Consider the following 20172-nt stretch of genomic DNA (forward strand, 5'->3'; position numbering starts at 1 on the left):
TCAAAAAAAGAGCCTGAATACAGGCTCTTTTTTATACTCTTCAATTAAAGCTGAATTTCTATTTGTTTATTCCTGATCTGCTTCTTTATGCAGATGAATACTTTTCAAACCATCATTTACTTTATTGAGCAGATGAATCAGGGTAATCACATCATCAAAAGCCAGTTTATTTAAGGCCTGTCCATAAAACTCAAAAAAATCATCCTGCAGACTATCCCAGGTCTGAAAACCTTCAGTGGTGAGTGCAACAATTTTGGCACGTCGATCCTGCTCATTGATCACTCGCTCTACCAGTCCATCACGTTCCAGTCTTTTTAATACGGCATCCAGATTTTGTCGGCTTACCCCCAGATATTCGGTCAGATCTGAAAAAGACATTCCTGATTTAACTTTTGGACGGGACAGGGCACCCAGCACTGCCCAATGTACTGGAGATATTTTTAGCTCATTGAGGCACTTGCGGTCCAGGCTGTTGCCCACCTGAAACAGCCGGAAAAAAAGCCGGTTATGAGCAGAATATAAGGATTGATCATATTTTTTTGACAACGTATCACTCACAATATTGGACATCCTCAAAACTGAAATAGCCGAGCCGCGCAGAGTATAACCTATCGCTTTTTCGCACAAACCAGTTTCTATTATAATTTGATTTAAAAATCATAGTGTTTTTGCAGAAATTTTCCTATTTAAATTCTGAGTCAATCAGTTTTATGGTTTGGAAATCTCTCTTTTTCTCCTCACTTCCATTGCGCTCACTCGTCAAATATCTAAGGTTTTTTTCCTAATTTTAAAGGAATAAATTATCTGTCATGCAAAAGACATAATTTGGCCCTAGAGTGAAGTCGGATTCAAATTAATCTAAAGCCAAAAAACAATATAGGTCAATACATTGAATAATTAAAAATATTAAGTTAATGATAAATATATAAATAATAATTTATAATTATTATTTTATGTAAATGCATTGACATAAATTCAATCTCTTTCTATTTTAGATAAAACACACCGAATTAAAACAACAGCCAATTAAATTCGACAACAAAATAGCGTAGGGATGAGCAATGAAAGGACTAAAAGACATGGTTGTGATTGTGACAGGCGGAGCAGGCGGAATTGGTTCAGCCACTTGCCGACGTCTGGCAGAGGAAGGCGCCAAAGTTGCCATTTTCGATATGAATCTGGAAGCGGCTGAAAAGCTGGCAAATGAAATCAATCAATATGGTCAGGCACTGGCAATTCAGTGTGATATTACCCAAATGGACGTGGTTGAGCAGGCGGTTCAAAAAACCAAAACTGAACTCGGTCCAATTGATGGACTGGTCAACAATGCCGGCTGGGATATTTTTAAACCTTTTGTTAAAACCAATCCGCAGGAATGGGAAAAGCTGATCCAGATCAATCTGGTTGGTATGTTGAATACACACTTTGCTGTGCTGAAAGGCATGGTAGAACGTAATTCCGGCAGTATTGTCAATATTGCCTCGGATGCAGCCCGGGTCGGTTCTTCAGGTGAAGCAGTCTACGCGGCCTGTAAAGGCGGCTTGTTATCTTTCTCTAAAACGCTAGCACGTGAGCATTCACGTCATAACATCAAAATTAATGTGATTTGCCCGGGACCTACCGATACGGCTTTGCTTGCAGGCGTGACTGAAGGCGCATCAAATCCGGAAAAATTACGTGAAGCCTTTATTCGTGCCATTCCACTGGGTCGTTTGGGGCAACCGGATGATTTGGCTTCTGCGATTGCTTTCTTTTTAAGTGATGATGCCAGCTTTATTACCGGGCAGGTGTTGAGTGTTTCCGGTGGTTTAACCATGAGTGGTTAAGTGAAAAGCACATCAACCCATAATAGTTTTCAAGAATTAAACCAGATCGATAAAAACAGTACAGGATGTAAAGAAAATGAATTTTGAAGATATCTTATATGAAGTTAAGAACGGTGTTGCCTGGATCACGATTAACCGTCCGGAAAAAATGAATGCTTTCCGTGGTACCACCTGTGACGAGCTGATCAAGGCATTAAATAAAGCAGGTTATGACCGTAACGTGGGCGCAATTGTGCTGGCAGGCGCGGGTGAGAAGGCTTTTTGTACCGGTGGTGACCAGTCCGCGCATGATGGCAATTATGATGGCCGCGGCACGATCGGTTTGCCAATGGAAGAGTTGCATACCGCCATCCGCGATGTACCTAAACCGGTAATTGCACGCGTACAAGGCTATGCCATTGGCGGTGGCAATGTGCTGGCAACCATTTGTGATTTGACCATCTGTTCAGATAAAGCGATTTTTGGTCAGGTTGGTCCGAAAATGGGATCGGTTGATCCGGGCTATGGCACGGCATTTTTAGCGCGTGTGGTAGGTGAAAAGAAAGCCCGTGAAATCTGGTATATGTGCCGTCGTTATTCTGGTCAGGAAGCTGTAGAAATGGGTCTGGCGAATAAATGCGTACCGGCCGATCAACTGGATGACGAAGTGCAGGCTTGGGCAGAAGAAATCTGTCAGCGTAGTCCGACTGCCATAGCAATTGCCAAACGTAGTTTCAATATGGATACCGCACATCAGGCGGGTATTGCTGGCATGGGCATGTATGCGCTGAAACTTTATTACGATACTGAGGAGTCTCGTGAGGGAGTCAATGCACTGAAAGAAAAACGTCAGCCTGAATTCCGTAAATATGCCAAATAAGGAGACTGATCCATGAAAAAGAATCCTTATATCACTGAAGAACTCGAGTTTTTGGCAGAAACCGCTGATAAATTTGCCCAAAAATATATTGCTCCCGGTTTTCTGGAACGTGACCAAAGCCGAGTTTTTGACCGTGATCTGGTCAAAAAGATGGGTGAAATGGGTTTTATTGCACCTGAACTACCGGAACAATACGGCGGTCAGAGCATGGGCAGACTGGCTGCCGGAATTATCCATGAAGCGATTGCCAAGGCGGATTTAAGTTTCTCCTATATCAACCTGCTTGCTTCCCTAAATGGGCAGATTCTGGCCGAACATGGTCAGCCTGAAGTAGTTGAGCCTTGGCTGAAAAAACTCACTGCAGGCGAGGCTATCTTTTCGATTGCCTTGACCGAGCCGCGAGGCGGTTCTGATGCAGCCAACTTGCGTTTAAAGATTGAACGGGATGGCGACGAATATGTCATTAATGGCGAAAAGACCTCAATTTCTGCGGCCGATCAGGCAGATGCTTCGGTGGTTTTTGGCCGCACTGGCGCCAATGAAGATGGTGCGCATGGCGTGACAGCGCTCTTGGTTCCGATGAATTTACCGGGCATCAGTACCACACGTTTTGACTGTCATGGTCAGCGCGCGATCGGTCGCGGTTCAATCTTTTTTGACAATGTTCGCGTACCCGTAAATCATCGTCTAGGGGATGAAAACAAAGGTTTTGTGCAGGTGATGCAGGGCTTTGATTTTTCACGCGCACTGATTGGCTTGCAGGTTTTGGCCGTTGCCCGGGTGAGTCTGGATGAAGCCTGGGAATACGCCGCCCAACGTGAAGCTTTTGGTCAGCCATTGACTGCTTTTCAGGGAGTTTCACATCCACTGGCAGAATACGAAACCCAGGTTGAGGCTGCACGCTTACTTTGCCTGCAAACCTTATGGCTCAAGGACAATCATCTGCCACATACCTCTGAAGCAGGCATGTGTAAATGGTGGGGGCCAAAACTGGCCTATGATGTAATTCATCAATGTCTGCTGACTTTTGGTCATGCCGGTTATGACCGTGGTGTGATGGAACAGCGGATGCGTGATGTACTGGGCTTTCAGATTGGCGATGGAACAGCCCAGATCATGAAAACGATTATTGCGCGGCATAAGGCAGGACGTAAGGCTGTTCCTGCTTAAGGAAAATAAGCCCAAACCTGAATATGATAATTATAAAGAATGAGGAGTAAGCGAATGGATTTCGATGCGGTTCTGATCCCGGCCAGAAAACAGGCCATGCTCAAACAGGGATACTGGTTAAATCAAACGATTCTTGATTTTTTACGTAGTGCCGTAGAAAAGAATCCGGACAAAACAGCTTTAGTAAGCGTTAAAGTCGAGAATCAAACTGAACAGACTTTCAGCTATCAGCAGCTTTGGGACATGACCAATAAAATTGCACTGGGCTTGAGACAACTCGGTGTTGAAAAAAATGATGTGGTGTCTTGCCAGTTACCGAACTGGTGGGAGTTTACCTTGTTATATCTGGCTTGTAGCCGTATCGGTGCAGTACTCAATCCGCTTATGCCGATCTTCCGTGAACGTGAACTGGAATTCATGCTCAAGCATGGTGAATCCAAAGTTTTTGTTGTACCTAAAACGTTCCGCAATTTTAATCATGAACAGTTGGCCAATCAGCTGCAAAACAAGCGGGATACCCTGCAACATGTGATTGTGGTCAATGGTGCAGGTGAAAATAATTTTGATCGTCTGTTACTTAATCATGGTCTGGAACAAGATGCTTCAGCAGTTGCTGTGTTGGATGGATTGGAATCTGGCTCGGATGACGTTACCCAGCTAATTTTTACCTCAGGCACGACCGGTGAACCGAAAGGTGTCATGCATACCGCCAATACCTTATTTTCTAATATTGTGCCTTATGCCGAACGACTGTATTTAACTGAAAATGATGTGGTGTTAATGGCCTCGCCGATGGCACACCAGACCGGTTTTATGTATGGCCTGATGATGCCAATTCAGCTGAATACCAAAGTGGTGTTGCAGGATGTTTGGGATGTTTCCAAAGCCGTAGATCTGATTCATCAGCATCAGGTGAATTTCACCATGGCCTCGACCCCATTCCTGAATGACCTATCCAATACCGTGGCAGAACAGCATGACAAGGTTGATTCACTGAAAATCTTCCTGTGTGCCGGTGCACCCATTCCCGGCCCATTGGTGCAAAAAGCCCGGGAAACTCTGGGTGTTAAAGTCATATCAGCCTGGGGTATGACTGAATGTGGTGCGGTGACGCTAACCCGACCTGAAGATGAAGATGAGCGCTCTTTCAATACTGATGGCATCGCTTTACCAGGCGTGGAAATCAAGATCGTGGATAAAAAAGGTCAGACCAAAGCCGTGAATGAATCCGGTCGTTTGATGATCCGCACCTGTTCAAATTTTGGCGGTTATTTAAAACGTCCACATTTGAACGATACAGATACTGAAGGCTGGTTTGATACTGGCGATATTGCCTATCAGGATGAGCAGGGTTACATCCGGATTTGCGGACGTAAGAAGGATGTGATTATTCGGGGCGGGGAAAATATTCCGGTCGCGGAAATTGAATCACTACTTTATAAGCATCCGAATATTGCAACAGTGGCTTTAGTGGCTTATGCAGATGAACGAATGGGCGAGCGTGCCTGTGCAATCATCAAACTGAAAGATCAGACAAAGCCGTTAAGTTTTAATGAGCTGGTAGATTTCCTGAAAACTCATAATCTGGCCATGCAATATCTTCCGGAACGTTTGGAAATCTGGGAGGATATTCCGATGACGCCATCGGGGAAAATCCAGAAATTTAAACTCAGAGAATTACTGGCACAGCATATTGCCTCAACGACAGTTGAAGCGAACTAAATCTGGGAATAAATAGATAAATTAAACCCTGAATAATATTGCCTTATTCAGGGTTTTTCTTTTTCAAAGAAAATGATCTAAAGGTTTAATGCAAACTTTAGAATCACGTCTATTTTAATAATTTTAATAAGACTTCAGCCGTTGCAGCAGAAGAGGCCGGGTTTTGTCCAGTAATGAGCAGACCATCTTGTTGCACGTATACCTGCCAGTCCTCAGCTTTGGAATATTTCCCACCTTTTTCTTTCAGCATGTCTTCAACTAAAAACGGAACGATGTCTGTCAAACCCACGCCGTCTTCTTCAGTGTTACTGAAACCGGTGACTGTTTTGCCTTCTACAATAGAACGGCCTTCGGAATCTTTCACATCACGCAGGACACCCGGAGCATGACAGACCAGCGCAACAGGTTTATCTGCCTGCAAGGTTTGCTCAATTAAAGAAATGGAATTCTGGTCTTTGGCCAGATCCCATAGCGGTCCATGACCACCCGGATAGAACACGGCATCAAAATCCTGATTTAAGACTTCACCCAACTTGTGTGTTTTGGCAAGAGCCTGCATGGCCGATGCATCTGCTTCAAAGCGTTTGGTGGTTTCGGTTTGCGCATCCGGCTCATTACTTTTTGGATCTAGCGGTGGCTGACCACCTGCAGGAGAAGCCAAAACTACCTCTGCGCCTGCATCGACAAAGGTGTAATAAGGCGCAGCCAACTCTTCCAGCCAGAAGCCGGTTTTTTTGCCAGTATCACCCAGCTGGTCATGTGAAGTCAGTACCATCAAGATTTTCATATTATTTTCCTGTATTTCGTTAATCATCGTGAATAATCGACTGTTAATTTAACAAGTCACAGAGGTCAGGAGTGTTGTGATACGTTCATTTGCTGTATCGATACGTTGTTAATTCAGTTGATTTAACTTAAAGATGTGACTCTATATACAGCACAGTTGTATTTAATATTCATCTGCCCATTAACAGGTCTTGCTGAAGATCGGCCTGTTTACGCAGGAAATCCCAGACCAGTTTTATTTTTGGTTCATATTGCAGATCGACCAGCGTCAGCATCCAGAAAGTATGGGTAAAACTGACCTGATCGCCCAAAACCTCTTTGAGTTCGCTTTTCTCATTAACCAGAAATTTCGGCAAAATAGCCAGTCCGGCTCCTGCACGAACGGCAATTTCCTGCGCCAGAATGCTGTTACTGCGAAAACAGGCACTGACTTGCAAGGGAAGACGCTCCAGCGAATACAGTGCAGTGCTATAGACCAGATCATCAATATAATCAACAAAACGGTGCTGTTTGAGGTCTTCCAGTTTTTTAATTTTCGGATTTTGCTGTAAATAATGTTGGCTGCCATACAGTTTTAGGCAGTAGTTAGACAAACGAGTAATGATATAGGGGCCAGATTTGGGCCGGTCAATCGCAATTACAATATCGGCTTCACGATGTGAAAGTTTGATCGCTTTCGGTACTGGAATCAGGTCAATGGTCAGCAAAGGATAATGTTGGGAAAATTCTGCCAAAAGACGGGCTAAAAATGCCGTGCCAAAGCCTTCTGGCGCACCAATCCGAACCCGACCTTGCAAAGGGTCGTGGCGCTTGTCAATCTGGATAAAGGACTGTTCCATCTGTTCAACACGCGGTACCAGTGCCAGACCTTCCGAGGTCAGTTCATAACCGGTGGCTTCGCGCTTAAAGAGTTGCGTACCTAAAGTACTTTCCAAGGCCTGAATTCGCCGCGCTACGGTGCTGTGTTCAACACCAATCAAGCGGGCTGCATTGGTGAGCGTTTTAGCACGCGCTAAAACCAAAAAGAAACGTAAATGATCCCAATCCACTTTCATTTTTTATTTAACATCCTGTTAAATTCCTGTGCATATTTGCACAACCATCGTGCACCAATTTCTATTGGTGGTCAAAGTGTTCTTTGTTAGTCTGCTGAAACAGCGTAAAAATTATACGTTAAATAAAAGCCAGTAAAGGCAGATACAACGACAATAACAAACCAGCACGGAGCGACCATGAACGCCATTTCTCATCCACAGCAAAGTACCGGATTCACCACCGCAAAACTTCTCATTAATGGTGAATTTGTCGAATCAAAAACCAGCCATTGGCAAGATATTGTTAATCCTGCCACTCAGGAAGTTTTGGGCCAAGTGCCTTTTGCCACTGCTGAAGAAGTCAATGCAGCGATTGCGGCTGCGCAAAATGCCTTTGCCAGCTGGCGCCAGACTCCAATTCAGGCCCGTATGCGCATCATGCTGAAATTGCAGGATCTGATTCGTACTAATTTAAAAAGTATTGCCCAGGTATTAACGGCGGAACAAGGCAAAACCCTGGCTGATGCCGAAGGTGATATCCAGCGTGGTCTGGAAGTGGTGGAACATGCCTGTTCGATCGGTTCCCTACAAATGGGCGAGTATATTGAAGGGGTGGCACGTGGTGTCGATACCTATACCTTGCAGCAACCACTAGGTGTCTGTGCAGGAATTACACCGTTTAACTTCCCGGCGATGATTCCACTGTGGATGTTCCCGATGGCGATTGTCTGCGGCAATACCTTTGTCTTAAAGCCTTCTGAACAGGATCCACTATCGACCATGATGCTGGTTGAGTTAGCGATTCAGGCAGGTGTGCCGGCAGGCGTACTGAATGTGGTACATGGCGGCAAAGAAGTGGTCGATCTACTGTGTACCCATCGCGATATCAAGGCGATTTCTTTTGTCGGTTCGACTGCAGTCGGCACGCATGTCTATAACCTTGCAGGCCAACACGGCAAGCGTGTGCAGTCGATGATGGGCGCCAAAAACCATGTGGTGGTGATGCCAGATGCGAATAAAGAACAGACCTTAAATGCCTTGGTCGGTGCAGCTTTTGGCGCAGCAGGTCAACGTTGTATGGCACTTTCCGTGGCGGTAATGGTCGGTGAGACCAAGCACTGGGTCGATGAACTGGTCAATAAAACCAAAACCTTAAAGGTGAATGCCGGACATGAACCGAATACCGATGTGGGACCGGTGATTTCAACCCGTGCCAAAGCTCGTGTCATAGATTTGATTAACAGTGGTGTTGAACAGGGCGCAGAACTGTTGCTAGATGGCCGTAATGTACAGGTTCCGGGTTATGAGCAGGGTAATTTTGTCGGTCCAACGATTTTTAACCAGGTCACGACCGAGATGCGCATTTACAAGGAAGAAGTGTTTGGCCCGGTACTGGCGATCATGCATGTCGATACTTTGGAACAGGCGATTGCACTGATTAATGCCAATCCGTTTGGTAATGGCGTTGGACTGTTTACCCAAAATGGCAATACGGCACGTACCTTCCAGAACCAGATTGATATCGGTCAGGTTGGCATTAACATTCCAATTCCTGTACCTGTGCCTTTCTTCAGTTTTACCGGTTCACGCGGTTCAAAATTGGGTGATCTAGGTCCTTATGGCAAACAGGCGGTGCAGTTCTATACCCAGACCAAAACCATTACCAGCCGCTGGTTTGAAGATGACCAGGAAACCACCGGTGTCAATACCACGATCAGTCTGCGTTAAGGAGCATCAGCATGAAGATTGCATTTATTGGTTTAGGCAATATGGGCGGCTCCATGGCGCAAAACCTGCTCAAGTCGGGTCATCAAGTTTTTGGTTATGACTTAAGTGCAGTGGCTTTACAGCATTTTGCAGAAGTGGGCGGTATCGTCTGCGACAGTCCACAAGCTGCCGCGAAGCAGGCGGAGATCGTGGTCAGCATGTTGCCCGCCGCCAAGCATGTGCGTGAAGTCTATTTAGGTGAACACGGTATTCTGGAGGTGCTTCAAGCAGGCAGCTTATGTATCGACAGCAGCACCATTGATCCACAAACCATTCAGGAGGTTGCTGCAGCAGCGCAAGCCAAGCAGATTCGCGTCTGTGATGCACCAGTATCCGGTGGTACTTTAGGTGCAAAAGATGGCACTTTAACCTTCATGGTCGGTGCAGATGATGCCACCTTTGAGGCCGTCAAACCGGTTCTTGGCTGTATGGGTAAAAATCTGGTGCATTGTGGTGCGGTGGGAACAGGACAGGTTGCAAAAATCTGTAATAACCTGATTCTGGGGATTTCCATGACTGCGGTTGCAGAAGGGATGGCACTCGGGGCTAAACTGGGCATTGATCCACAGGCCTTGGCTGGCGTGATTAACAGTTCCACCGGACGCTGCTGGAGTTCGGAAATTTATAATCCGTGGCCCGATATTTGTGTCAATGCGCCGTCATCGCGGGGCTATACCGACGGTTTTGCCGCACAACTGATGCTCAAAGATTTGGGCTTGGCCGTGGATGCTGCGCAACAGGTGGATCAGCCGGTGGTTCTGGGCAGCATGGTACAAAAACTCTATCAACAACTGTGTCAGGAAGGCGATGCCCATCTGGACTTCTCCAGCATCATGCATCAATACACTACGCCACCTGCTTAAAACTTAAAAGATTCAGATGGAACAAGGATTCGCTTCAATAATTACACCTTGTCAGTAATAACGATAAATTCAGGCTGAGGTTTAACATGTTAGATTATCAAACAACGGTTCAAGACTTTGATTTAAATACGGTTGCAAGCCAGTATCTCTCCGGTTCCATGCAGGCAGTGAATGCCTGTTATGAATGCTGTGACCGTCATGCCAATTCCGATGCCATTGCCTTGTACTGGCATGGTAAAGATGGCCGTAAAGAACAATATAGCTTTGCCGAGCTCAAAAAATATTCCAGCCAGTTTGCCAACTTTTTAAAGTCTCAAGGCATTGGTAAAGGTGACCGTGTTTCCGGACTATTACCGCGTACCCCGGAGCTGATCATTACCATTTTAGCGACCTGGCGGATTGGTGCAGTCTATCAACCGTTATTTACTGCCTTTGGTCCCAAAGCCATCGAGCATCGCATTCAGCTGGCGCAAAGCAAGCTGGTGGTGACCGATCTGGCGAATCGGGATAAATTATCTGAAATTAGCAACTGTCCACCGATTGTGACGGTACATGCCGAAACTGAGGCAGAGCGCTATCCGCACGATCTTAGCTTCTGGACAGTATTAAACCGTCAGGCTGAAGCTTGTGAGCTGGAAATCCTGAATGTTAATGATCCATTTTTATTGATGTTTACCTCGGGCACCACCGGACCGGCGAAACCGCTTAAAGTGCCGTTAAAAGCACTGATTGCTTTTGCAAGCTATATGCAAAATGCCATTGGTCTAACTCCTGAAGATGCTTTCTGGAATATTGCTGATCCCGGCTGGGCCTACGGATTGTATTACGCGATTACTGGTCCCTTAATGCTTGGACACTCGACCTTGTTTTATGAAGGCGGTTTTAATGCCGAAAGTGTCTGCGAAATTGTTAAGGAATATGGCATTACCAATCTGGCCGGTGCACCAACCGCTTACCGCATGATGATGGCGGCCGATCCTGCTCAAATGGCAAAACTACGCGGTAAGTTACGTGTTGTCAGCAGTGCGGGAGAACCGTTAAATCCGGAAGTGATCCGCTGGTTTAAAGAGGTGCTGGATGTGCCGATTTATGACCATTATGGCCAGACCGAAGTCGGGATGGTGGTGTGTAATCATCATGCTCTGGAACATCCGGTCCGTTCAGGTTCGGCAGGTTTTGCCAGCCCGGGTTACCGAATCGCCGTTGTCAATGAACAGGGGCATGAATTAGCAGCTGACGTCCCGGGCATCCTGGCAGTGGATATCAGCCAGTCCCCAATGATGTGGTTCTCTGGCTATGAAGAAAGCCGTAAATCTCCATTTGTCGGACAGTATTACTTAACTGGGGATACCGCAGAAATTCATGCAGATGGCAGTATGAGCTTTGTTGGGCGTAGTGATGATGTCATTACAACGTCAGGTTATCGGGTCGGCCCGTTTGATGTGGAAAGTGCCTTGCTGGAACATGATGCCGTGATTGAAGCAGCAGTCATTGGCGTGCCTGATCCTGAGCGTACCGAAGTGATTAAAGCCTTTGTGATTCTGGCGAATAATTTTGCAGCTTCGGCCCATCTGGAAGAAGAGCTGGGTCAATTTGTGAAAAAGCGGTTATCTGCGCATGCCTATCCACGCCTGATTGAATTTGTGACTGAATTGCCGAAAACCCCAAGCGGTAAAATTCAACGCTTTTTACTGCGCAATCAGGAAATCAACAAGCAGCAAGCCAAGACCGCATAACAGCTAAAGCCAACAGATTGAATAAGAAGATTAAATAAAGAGATTGAAGGAAGAATCCATGCAATTAACGGAAGAACAACAACTGATTCAGGACATGGCAAAAAGCTTCGCCCAGGAACAGATTAAACCCTTTGCCGGCGAGTGGGATCAAAAAGGCATCTTTCCTAAACAGGCCTTAGCCCAAATGGGAGAGCTGGGTTTTTTAGGCATGCTGATTCCGGAAGAATGGGGCGGCTCGGGCACAGGTACGCTGGCTTATGTTCTGGCCTTAGAAGAAGTCGCTGCGGCCGATGGTGCAACATCTGCGATTATGAGCGTACATAACTCTGTAGGGTGTGTGCCGATTTTCAAGTTCGGGACGGAACAGCAAAAGCAGGATTTTCTAAAGCCTTTGGCTCAAGGTGAAATGATTGGTGCCTTTGCCTTAACCGAACCGCATACCGGATCGGATGCTGCCGCGATTAAAACCCGGGCGGTCAAGGACGGCGATCATTACATTCTGAATGGCGCGAAACAGTTCATTACCTCAGGCCACAATGCCGGAATGATTATTGTGTTTGCCGTGACTGATCCAGCTGCGGGGAAAAAAGGTATGAGTGCATTTTTAGTGCCGCGCGACACGCCCGGTTATGAAGTGATTCGGGTCGAAGAAAAACTCGGCCTGCATGCTTCGGATACCTGTCAGATTGCCTTAACCGATGTCCGCATTCATGAAAGTTTAAGACTCGGTGCAGAAGGCGAAGGTTTAAAAATTGCCTTGGCCAATCTGGAAGGCGGGCGAATCGGTATTGCGGCACAGGCGGTTGGTTTGGCGCGTGCCGCCTTGGAAGAAGCAACGGCCTATGCGCATGACCGCGTGGCCTTTGGCAAACCGATTTTTGAACAGCAAGCGATTTCTTTCAGGTTGGCCAGTATGGCGACTGAAATTGAAGCAGCACGGCAACTGGTCCATTTTGCAGCACGCAAGAAAGAAGCCGGTGAAACCTGTTTAACTGAAGCCTCCATGGCCAAGCTATTTGCTTCGGAAATGGCGGAACGTGTCTGCTCCAAAGCGCTGCAGATTTTTGGCGGCTACGGTTATCTGAAAGATTTTCCGATTGAGCGGATTTATCGCGATGCGCGGATTTGTCAGATTTATGAAGGCACCAGCGATATTCAGCGCCTGGTGATTGCACGCAGTTTATAAGGAATTAAAAAGGATTTTTATCATGCAATGGCAAACCATTTTACTCGAACAACGTAACGGTGTTGGACTGATTACCTTAAACCGTCCTCAGGCGTTAAATGCACTGAATAACCAGCTGATTGTCGAGGTCAATCAGGCTCTTGATCAGCTGGAAAAAGGCCCCGAAATTGGTTGTATCGTGATTACCGGTTCGGAAAAAGCTTTTGCTGCTGGTGCCGATATTAAAGAAATGGCAGATCTGAATTTTCCGCAAATTTATCTGGACGATTTTTTTAGTCTGGCCGACCGGATTGCGCAGCGCCGTAAACCTTTAATTGACGCAGTGAGCGGCTATGCCTTGGGTGGTGGTTGCGAGCTGGCATTGATGTGCGACTTTATTTACTGCGCTGATAATGCAAAATTTGGTTTGCCTGAAGTTACCTTAGGCGTGTTGCCCGGCATTGGCGGGACCCAGCGTTTAACCTTGGCGATTGGTAAGGCCAAAGCCATGGAAATGTGCCTGACTGCACGGCAGATGGGGGCGCAGGAAGCGGAACAAAGTGGTTTGGTCGCTCGGGTTTTTGCCAAGGAAGAATTGCTGGAACAAACCCTGCAAGCTGCCGAGAAAATTGCTGAAAAGTCGCTTACTGCCGTGATGATGATTAAAGAATCAATTAATCGGGCCTTTGAAGTGAGCCTAGCTGAAGGCCTGCGCTTTGAACGCCGGGTTTTCCATTCGATTTTTGCCGGTTCCGATCAAAAAGAAGGCATGCAGGCCTTTGTAGAAAAACGCCCAGCCAAATTTACCCATCAATAAAACAAAAATAGGAAAATAAAATGAGTGATGAAAATAATTTAGCGATACGGGTCGCAGGAAGTCTGGGCATTATCAGCCTGGACCGCACCAGCCATTTAAATGCCTTAACCCTCCCGATGATTCAGGGTATTCAGGCGCAACTCGATCAATGGTGCCATGATCCAGAAGTACAAGCCATCCTGATCAATTCCAACAGTCCCAAGGCGTTTTGTGCTGGAGGAGATATCCGCTATCTGTATGACAGCTATCAGGCCGGCAATACCCAATATCAGGATTTTTTTGCCACTGAATATAAGATGCTGAGCACCTTGCGTAATTTTCCAAAGGCCGTGATCGTGATGATGGATGGCTATGTACTGGGCGGAGGCTTTGGCCTCGCTCAAGCCTGTCATATCAAAGTCGCCAGTGAAAAATCACGTTTTGCCATGCCAGAAACTGCGATTGGATTTTTCCCGGATGTTGGAGCGACCCATTTTCTGTCCCGACTGGATGAAGTTGGTGTCTATATGGCATTGACCGGGGAGCAGATCAGTAGCAGTGATGCGCTGTATCTGGATCTGGTCGATTATCATGTGCCGAGTGAACGTTTTGCTGAACTAGAAGCAGCATTGACTGCAGCGCCTGTATTAAATCCGATTGAAATCCAGAAAATTATCAGTGGTTATATTACGCATCCGGTGGAAAGTGAGCTGCAAAAACGTGCAGATCTGATTAATCAGCATTTTGGCTATTCAAACCTGGATGAGATTGAACAGAGTCTGGCACATGCCATCGATCTCACAGATCAGGACTGGGCGAAGAAAATGTTGACGATCTTGCAGCAGCGTCCGGTGATGGCAAAACAGACCAGCCTGAAGTTACAGCAAGCCGGACAGAATTTGTCGCTAGAAAAATGTATGCAGCTAGAACGGGACTTGCAGGATGTCTGGTTAGAGCAGGGCGACTTTATTGAAGGGGTTCGTGCGCTGATTATTGATAAGGACAAAAATCCACAATGGCGAACCGAAAATGCAAAATTTGAAAAGACCTTGCAAAAGATCTGGCCAGCATGGACTCAGCAGCGTATCGAAAATATTACTTAAAGCTGATGCTAAAAGACCCTCCATAATTTAATTATAGAGGGTCTTTGTATCTGTCCCATACTTTCATCGACATGAATTCTATTTAGTGGGACGTTTTCTTTTTCTTGCCACCGCCGTCTTGTTTATTGACCGTCGACCAGGCAATACGTTCGGCTTCTTCCTCAGAATGAACACGTTTTTTTTCGCTTTCTTCAATATGTTCGGCCTGCCGTTTTTGCTTATCGGTATAGGCTAATTTGTCACCTCTAGGCATCTTAATATCCTCATCAGGTTTGGCTTAAATTACTATAACAAGGGCTGGTTTCTATGCAGGTAAGTATTTGTTTGACTTATTTTATAAAAGAAAAATAGAATCTAGAAAATGTTTTATACATTGATTTTTAAAAATATTTCTTAAAAATATATGGGCGTGAAATCAAGGAGATGAAGATAACGGTCATCTAGAACCATCATCTTCTTTGCTTGATTAGCCGTTAATAATACTGCCGCCATTCACATGAATCACCTGACCTGAAATATAGCTGGCTTCTTCACTGGCCAGAAATAAATACGCCGGTGCTACTTCACTTGGCTGGCCCATGCGGCCCATTGGGGTACTTTTACCAAAATCTTTGAGCTGTTCTTCATCAAAACTACTTGGAATTAATGGTGTCCAGATTGGACCTGGCGCGACTCCATTGACACGAATGCCGGTTTTATTTTTCAATAAATTGGTGGAAAGGCTTCGGGTAAATGTGGTGATGGCACCTTTGGTACTTGCATAGTCAATCAACTGGTCATGTCCATGATAACTGGTGATACTGGTGGTATTGATAATACTGTCACCTTCTTGCATATGCGGAATCACCGCCTGAGTCAGGTGGAACATCGACAGAATATTAACATTAAATGTTTTAAGTAATTGCTCGGGCGAGATATCGGCAATACTTTCTTGAGGGTATTGAACCCCGGCATTATTGACCAGAATATTAATCGTTTTAAATTCCTGAAGGGTCTTTTCCACCATTTTCTTGATTTCATCTTGATCTTGTAAATCACATTGAATCAGCAGACAACAGCGGCCTTCATCTTCCACCATTTTTTTGGTGTCCCGTGCATCCTGATCTTCATCCAGATAGCAAATGGCGATATCTGCACCTTCGCGGGCAAATAAGACCGATACAGAACGGCCAATCCCGCTATCACCACCGGTAATCAAGGCAACTTTGCCTTTTAATTTTTCACTGCCTTTATAATGCGGTTTAATAATTTCCGGTGCAGGGTCCATTTTGGTTTGCACACCCGGTTGATGGTCTTGTGTTTCAGTTGAAGCTGGGGTTTCAGGATAATGATTCATATCTTTTCCAATTCCAATGATTATGGCCATATAAGAAAAAATATATTAGAAGCTTTTAGGCAAAATGAGGCTGGACTCAACATTTCATAACAGAATGTATTCGAGATTTATCAATTATTCGTTGAAACGGATCAGGTTGAGCAACCAGAACAGAAAAAGCTGATGAAACAGCTTCTGGCTACACTTTGATAGCTGAGGTGGTCTTGAAAGGTGAAATTTGATTAGGAAAGGTGAGGTATCAACGGAGATTTAAAATCTAGACATACATAGGCCTTTTTTACTGGGCTTGTATATAAAATAAATGGAGAGTTTTTTAACTCTCCATTTATTTATTCATTCTGATGTGTTTAAAAAATTTCTATAGAAATAAATTAAAGATTATCACTTAAATTAATTCTGGCCTGTGCTGCCTTTTCCTTTTTGGCTGAGGCTTTACCCCAGTTAAACTTTTGTGCACAGATGCCTAAGCCCACAATAAATAATGCAAGCACACTGGTATAAACCACTTCTTTAAAATAGGTTCCTTCAATAATCATGGTAATTAAAGCGCCGACAATAAAGATAATGACCAGATAAGTGAGCCATGGGAATAACCACATCTTGAATGGAATATTTTGTCCTTCAGCTTCCAGTTTTTTACGTAACTTAAGCTGAGAAATGGCAATAGCAAGATAGACATATAAAGATACGGTACCAGTCGCTAACATCAAGACATCATAAATATTCATACTTTCGGTGGCAGTCAGATAAATCGCCACGAAAGAAAACAGGCTTGAAAAGATGACACCTACCCATGGGCTGTTATTGCGGTTGGTTAAACCGAAACTCTTTGGTGCATCTCCACGTTTCGAGAGGGAATAGACCATGCGTGAACAGGTATAAAGTGCGGAGTTAAAGCAGCTACATACCGAGGTGAGCACGACAAAATTAACAATATGGCGTGCTTCTGGAATACCGAGTGCAGTAAGCGCTACGCTATACGTACCCCAGGTCGGATCTTTCAATAAAGGATTATTGTGTGGAATCAGGCAAACCGTAATCAACATTGAACCGACATAGAATAAAATGATACGCCATACAATTGAATTAGCGGCCTTACGAATTTCCTTGGCTGGATCTTTGGTTTCAGCTGCTGCTACGGTGACAATCTCTGCTCCCATATAAGCAAACATTACACCCAATAAGGCCGTGATCACCGATGAAAACCCATTAGGCATAAAGCCTTGGGCGGTTAGATGAGTTGTACCACCGAGCATAGAGGCATCGCCCCAAGGCCACAGGTGCATCACGGCCAAACTACCAAACACCAGAAACAGTACAATGGCAATAACTTTGATCAGGGCAAACCAGAACTCGAATTCACCAAAGTTTTTTACGTCACGGAGATTAATCCAGACCAGTGCTACAGTGACCAGAAGCATATAGCCCCAGATCGGGATAAATGGAAACCAGCTATTTAGGATTTTCCCGGCAACAAAGGCTTCCCAGCCCATGAGCAACGTCCAGAAAGACCAGTATAACCAGCCGATAGAAAATCCAGCCCAGCGCCCGATTCCACGATCCGCATAGGTTGAAAATGAACCACTGTCGGGATTCAGTACCGCCATTTCTCCCAGCATACGCATGATGAGTAAAACTAATATTCCACCTAGAGTATAGGCAATGAGTGCAGCCGGTCCTGCAGAATAGATGACATTACCGGAGCCGACAAAGAGTGCTCCACCAATGACACCGGCAATTGAAATCATGGTGAGATGGCGTGATTTAAGTCCGTTTTTTAAGCCGTTTGATGATTCGGAATTGGAGAAATGTTGATGTTCTGCCATATAATTTCCCTTAATATCAATAGCGTAGCGGCAATAAAATTCCTTATTTGGCTTACGCTATCTTATCCTTTGAAACTGTAACCGAATTCATCAGTGCTTGACCAATATTAAGTTAATCTTAATAAAATGAATCCTTGTAGCCCTATAGACAGGATCACACTTTGATTAAAGTACGGTTACATGCTGTTCATGTATGCGGTTAATTTCTCTTTTTTGTTGTAAAGTGACGAGAGCCATTTTTGAGCAATTCAAAGGAGCCAATTGGCTTAAGAGATAAAAAATATAAGCAGGCAATATTTACAGAAAAATAAAGCCTACCTAAAATATCAGGCTAAAAGCAGGTTTATGTTCCCTTTAAAAATAAATTAAAAGCTTTTTGATTTTAAAAATATAATTGTATTGATCCCTGAGTTTTTACTAAGTTAAAGTGCGGATCCCATGCTCGCGCAAGCACTTTAACAATATCCCGAAAGCCACCAGAATTTCCTGTTCACTCACACAGGCAAAGCCCAGTAATAATCCTTTCTGCCGGGTGGAATAATGTTTGGTATAGTATTGCGATAAGGCTCTGACCTTGATTCCCAGTTCAAGCGCTTTGGATGCAATCAAGACATCATCACTGCTGCTCGGCAATTTTAAAATCAGATGCAAACCGGCGGCGGTATTGTATTCATGCAGAAAATCTTCACCTAAATGTCGGCGAATCAGGTCAATTAAAAAAGCGTGGCGTTTGCCATACAATAAACGCATCCGTCGGATATGCGCCTCATAATGTCCTTCACGGATAAATTCAGCCAGTGTTTGCTGATCGATTAAGTGACCACCACGATAAAGTTCCGAGGCCACAATTCGCAACGAAGAAAAGAGCTGCTTTGGTACCACTAAATAGCCAATGCGCAGAGCCGGATAAATGGTCTTACTAAACGTCCCCATATAAATCACCGGAGAATCCGGCTCCAAACCTTGTAAAGAAGGATAGGGCTGGCCCGAGAACCTGAACTCACTGTCATAATCATCTTCAACAATCCAGCTATTGTGTTGGCGTGCGAGTGCAATTAACTGTTTGCGCCGTTCCAAACTTAAATGTGAACCTAAGGGATATTGATGCGAAGGCGTCACAAAAATCAGCTTAGGCGGTTTCTTGGGATGCAGATCGGGAATAATCCCTTCCTGATCGACCGGTAAGGAACGCAGATTCACACCATTAATTCGTAAAATATTACGCGCGCCCCAATAGGCCGGATCTTCGATCCAGACTTCGTCACCAATGTCGCTTAAAGTACGCGAGACTAAGTCAATTGCCTGATGGGTGCCTTCGGTAATAATGATCTGATCAGCATCGCACTGCACTGAACGAGCAATTTTCAGATATTCCGCCAGCTCCTGACGTAGTTCCAGGGAGCCACCGGCATTGCTGTAAATCAGGTTGTTGACTTGAGGTTCACGGCTCAAACGTGTCTGGATTTTGCTGAAAATATGATGCGGAAATTCGGTTACATCGGGTGCGCCCGGTACAAAGGCTCCCCATTGATAAGGCGAGGCTGCTGAATAGCCGAGCAAGTAGGAACCGCGTTGCGACAGATTATAATTTTGCTGTGCTTTTTTTTCCGTAACCGCAGGAGAGCTTTGTTCTGCCTTCACCAAAAAGGACTCAGGTAATTTCTCTACCACCCAGGTGCCTTGACCGGTACGGGCATCCACATAGCCCTGTGCCTGTAATTGTTCATAGGCATTTAAAACCGTATTACGCGATACCTGAATTTCTTTGGCCAGATCACGTGATGCAGGCAAGCGGGTTTTGGGAGCCAGTACGCTATCAATAATCGCGTTACGCAAGCAGCGGAACAGGCGCATCTGTAATGTTCCTGTGACATCTTGCTGCAATCGCTGCAGTAAATAATCTCCAAGCAAGCTACGCAATTGGCTCTCTCCTACAAATTTGAAATGGCTCTCGTGAGAGCGGTATTGCTAGGTGCAAAATAGTCTGATCAGGCAGTCATTGTAAAGTGTCTTGTATGCGTTTTGATCATGTACCTGCGGCTTGAATGCGAGCATACAGGCGGGCAGGCAATATACACAGATACCGATTAAAACTAAAGCGAAAAATCCAGACACTGATTTTGTTAGGAGCTTGCTGAACTGAGACCTGAATCAAGCAATGATTGCCATAACAGGCGAATAGA

The 20172-nt window shown here is 45.2% G+C and carries 17 protein-coding genes; 10 read left to right on the forward strand and 7 right to left on the reverse strand.

The features are described 5' to 3' along the window. Window positions 1-66 precede the first annotated feature (66 nt). Window positions 67-558, reverse strand: a complete 492-nt coding sequence (locus tag NI468_RS09075) for a MarR family winged helix-turn-helix transcriptional regulator (RefSeq protein WP_253101434.1) — start codon at window positions 556-558, stop codon at window positions 67-69. A 503-nt stretch (window positions 559-1061) separates the two neighbouring features. Here NI468_RS09075 and NI468_RS09080 point away from each other — a divergent pair. The 4 genes from NI468_RS09080 (at window position 1062) to aliA (ending at window position 5577) form a co-directional block, all read left to right on the forward strand. Beyond that, entirely contained in the window at window positions 1062-1826 is a 765-nt protein-coding gene (locus NI468_RS09080; RefSeq protein WP_253101437.1) for a glucose 1-dehydrogenase, read from the forward strand. Between the two features lie 76 nt (window positions 1827-1902). Then, the gene (gene badI / locus NI468_RS09085) at window positions 1903-2685 is read left to right on the forward strand and encodes a 2-ketocyclohexanecarboxyl-CoA hydrolase (RefSeq protein WP_253101440.1); all 783 of its coding nucleotides are present in this window, start codon (window positions 1903-1905) and stop codon (window positions 2683-2685) included. A 12-nt stretch (window positions 2686-2697) separates the two neighbouring features. Further along, window positions 2698-3855: a cyclohexanecarboxyl-CoA dehydrogenase gene (aliB, locus tag NI468_RS09090; protein WP_005100369.1), complete on the forward strand. Its 1158-nt coding sequence runs from the start codon at window positions 2698-2700 to the stop codon at window positions 3853-3855. Window positions 3856-3909: 54 nt separating this feature from the next. Further along, window positions 3910-5577, forward strand: a complete 1668-nt coding sequence (gene aliA, locus NI468_RS09095) for a cyclohexanecarboxylate-CoA ligase (protein ID WP_253101443.1) — start codon at window positions 3910-3912, stop codon at window positions 5575-5577. Window positions 5578-5686: 109 nt separating this feature from the next. Here aliA and NI468_RS09100 read toward each other — a convergent pair whose 3' ends face one another. Next, a complete protein-coding gene (locus NI468_RS09100) occupies window positions 5687-6364 on the reverse strand; it encodes a type 1 glutamine amidotransferase domain-containing protein (protein WP_253101446.1) in 678 nt (225 codons plus the stop codon). A gap of 169 nt (window positions 6365-6533) precedes the next feature. Beyond that, a complete protein-coding gene (locus NI468_RS09105; RefSeq protein WP_253101449.1) occupies window positions 6534-7418 on the reverse strand; it encodes a LysR family transcriptional regulator in 885 nt (294 codons plus the stop codon). A 177-nt stretch (window positions 7419-7595) separates the two neighbouring features. Between NI468_RS09105 and NI468_RS09110 the strand changes: the two genes are divergently transcribed. The 6 genes from NI468_RS09110 to NI468_RS09135 all read left to right on the forward strand — a co-directional run bounded on the left by NI468_RS09110 (window position 7596) and on the right by NI468_RS09135 (window position 14827). Further along, entirely contained in the window at window positions 7596-9125 is a 1530-nt protein-coding gene (locus NI468_RS09110; RefSeq protein WP_253101452.1) for a CoA-acylating methylmalonate-semialdehyde dehydrogenase, read from the forward strand. 11 nt (window positions 9126-9136) lie between these two features. Continuing rightward, a complete protein-coding gene (gene mmsB, locus NI468_RS09115; protein WP_071850683.1) occupies window positions 9137-10027 on the forward strand; it encodes a 3-hydroxyisobutyrate dehydrogenase in 891 nt (296 codons plus the stop codon). A gap of 86 nt (window positions 10028-10113) precedes the next feature. Beyond that, window positions 10114-11763: an AMP-binding protein gene (locus NI468_RS09120; protein WP_253101455.1), complete on the forward strand. Its 1650-nt coding sequence runs from the start codon at window positions 10114-10116 to the stop codon at window positions 11761-11763. A 58-nt stretch (window positions 11764-11821) separates the two neighbouring features. After that, window positions 11822-12949, forward strand: coding sequence for an acyl-CoA dehydrogenase family protein (locus NI468_RS09125; RefSeq protein WP_086044840.1), 1128 nt, complete (start codon window positions 11822-11824; stop codon window positions 12947-12949). 22 nt (window positions 12950-12971) lie between these two features. Beyond that, entirely contained in the window at window positions 12972-13745 is a 774-nt protein-coding gene (locus NI468_RS09130) for an enoyl-CoA hydratase (RefSeq protein ID WP_253101458.1), read from the forward strand. Window positions 13746-13765: 20 nt separating this feature from the next. Beyond that, the gene (locus tag NI468_RS09135; RefSeq protein ID WP_253101461.1) at window positions 13766-14827 is read left to right on the forward strand and encodes an enoyl-CoA hydratase/isomerase family protein; all 1062 of its coding nucleotides are present in this window, start codon (window positions 13766-13768) and stop codon (window positions 14825-14827) included. Between the two features lie 82 nt (window positions 14828-14909). Here the strand turns inward: NI468_RS09135 and NI468_RS09140 are convergent, their stop codons facing one another. The 4 genes from NI468_RS09140 to pdxR form a co-directional block, all read right to left on the reverse strand. Then, window positions 14910-15080 (reverse strand): hypothetical protein, encoded by a 171-nt coding sequence (locus NI468_RS09140; RefSeq protein ID WP_253101464.1) that lies wholly within the window; start codon window positions 15078-15080, stop codon window positions 14910-14912. Between the two features lie 213 nt (window positions 15081-15293). Beyond that, window positions 15294-16163 (reverse strand): SDR family oxidoreductase, encoded by an 870-nt coding sequence (locus tag NI468_RS09145; RefSeq protein ID WP_253101466.1) that lies wholly within the window; start codon window positions 16161-16163, stop codon window positions 15294-15296. Between the two features lie 371 nt (window positions 16164-16534). Further along, window positions 16535-17989, reverse strand: a complete 1455-nt coding sequence (locus NI468_RS09150) for an amino acid permease (RefSeq protein WP_004280273.1) — start codon at window positions 17987-17989, stop codon at window positions 16535-16537. 417 nt (window positions 17990-18406) lie between these two features. Beyond that, the gene (pdxR, locus tag NI468_RS09155) at window positions 18407-19909 is read right to left on the reverse strand and encodes a MocR-like pyridoxine biosynthesis transcription factor PdxR (RefSeq protein WP_253101468.1); all 1503 of its coding nucleotides are present in this window, start codon (window positions 19907-19909) and stop codon (window positions 18407-18409) included. Window positions 19910-20172: the final 263 nt, after the last annotated feature.

Source organism: Acinetobacter lwoffii (genome assembly GCF_024129355.1).
Taxonomy (GTDB): domain Bacteria; phylum Pseudomonadota; class Gammaproteobacteria; order Pseudomonadales; family Moraxellaceae; genus Acinetobacter; species Acinetobacter lwoffii_I.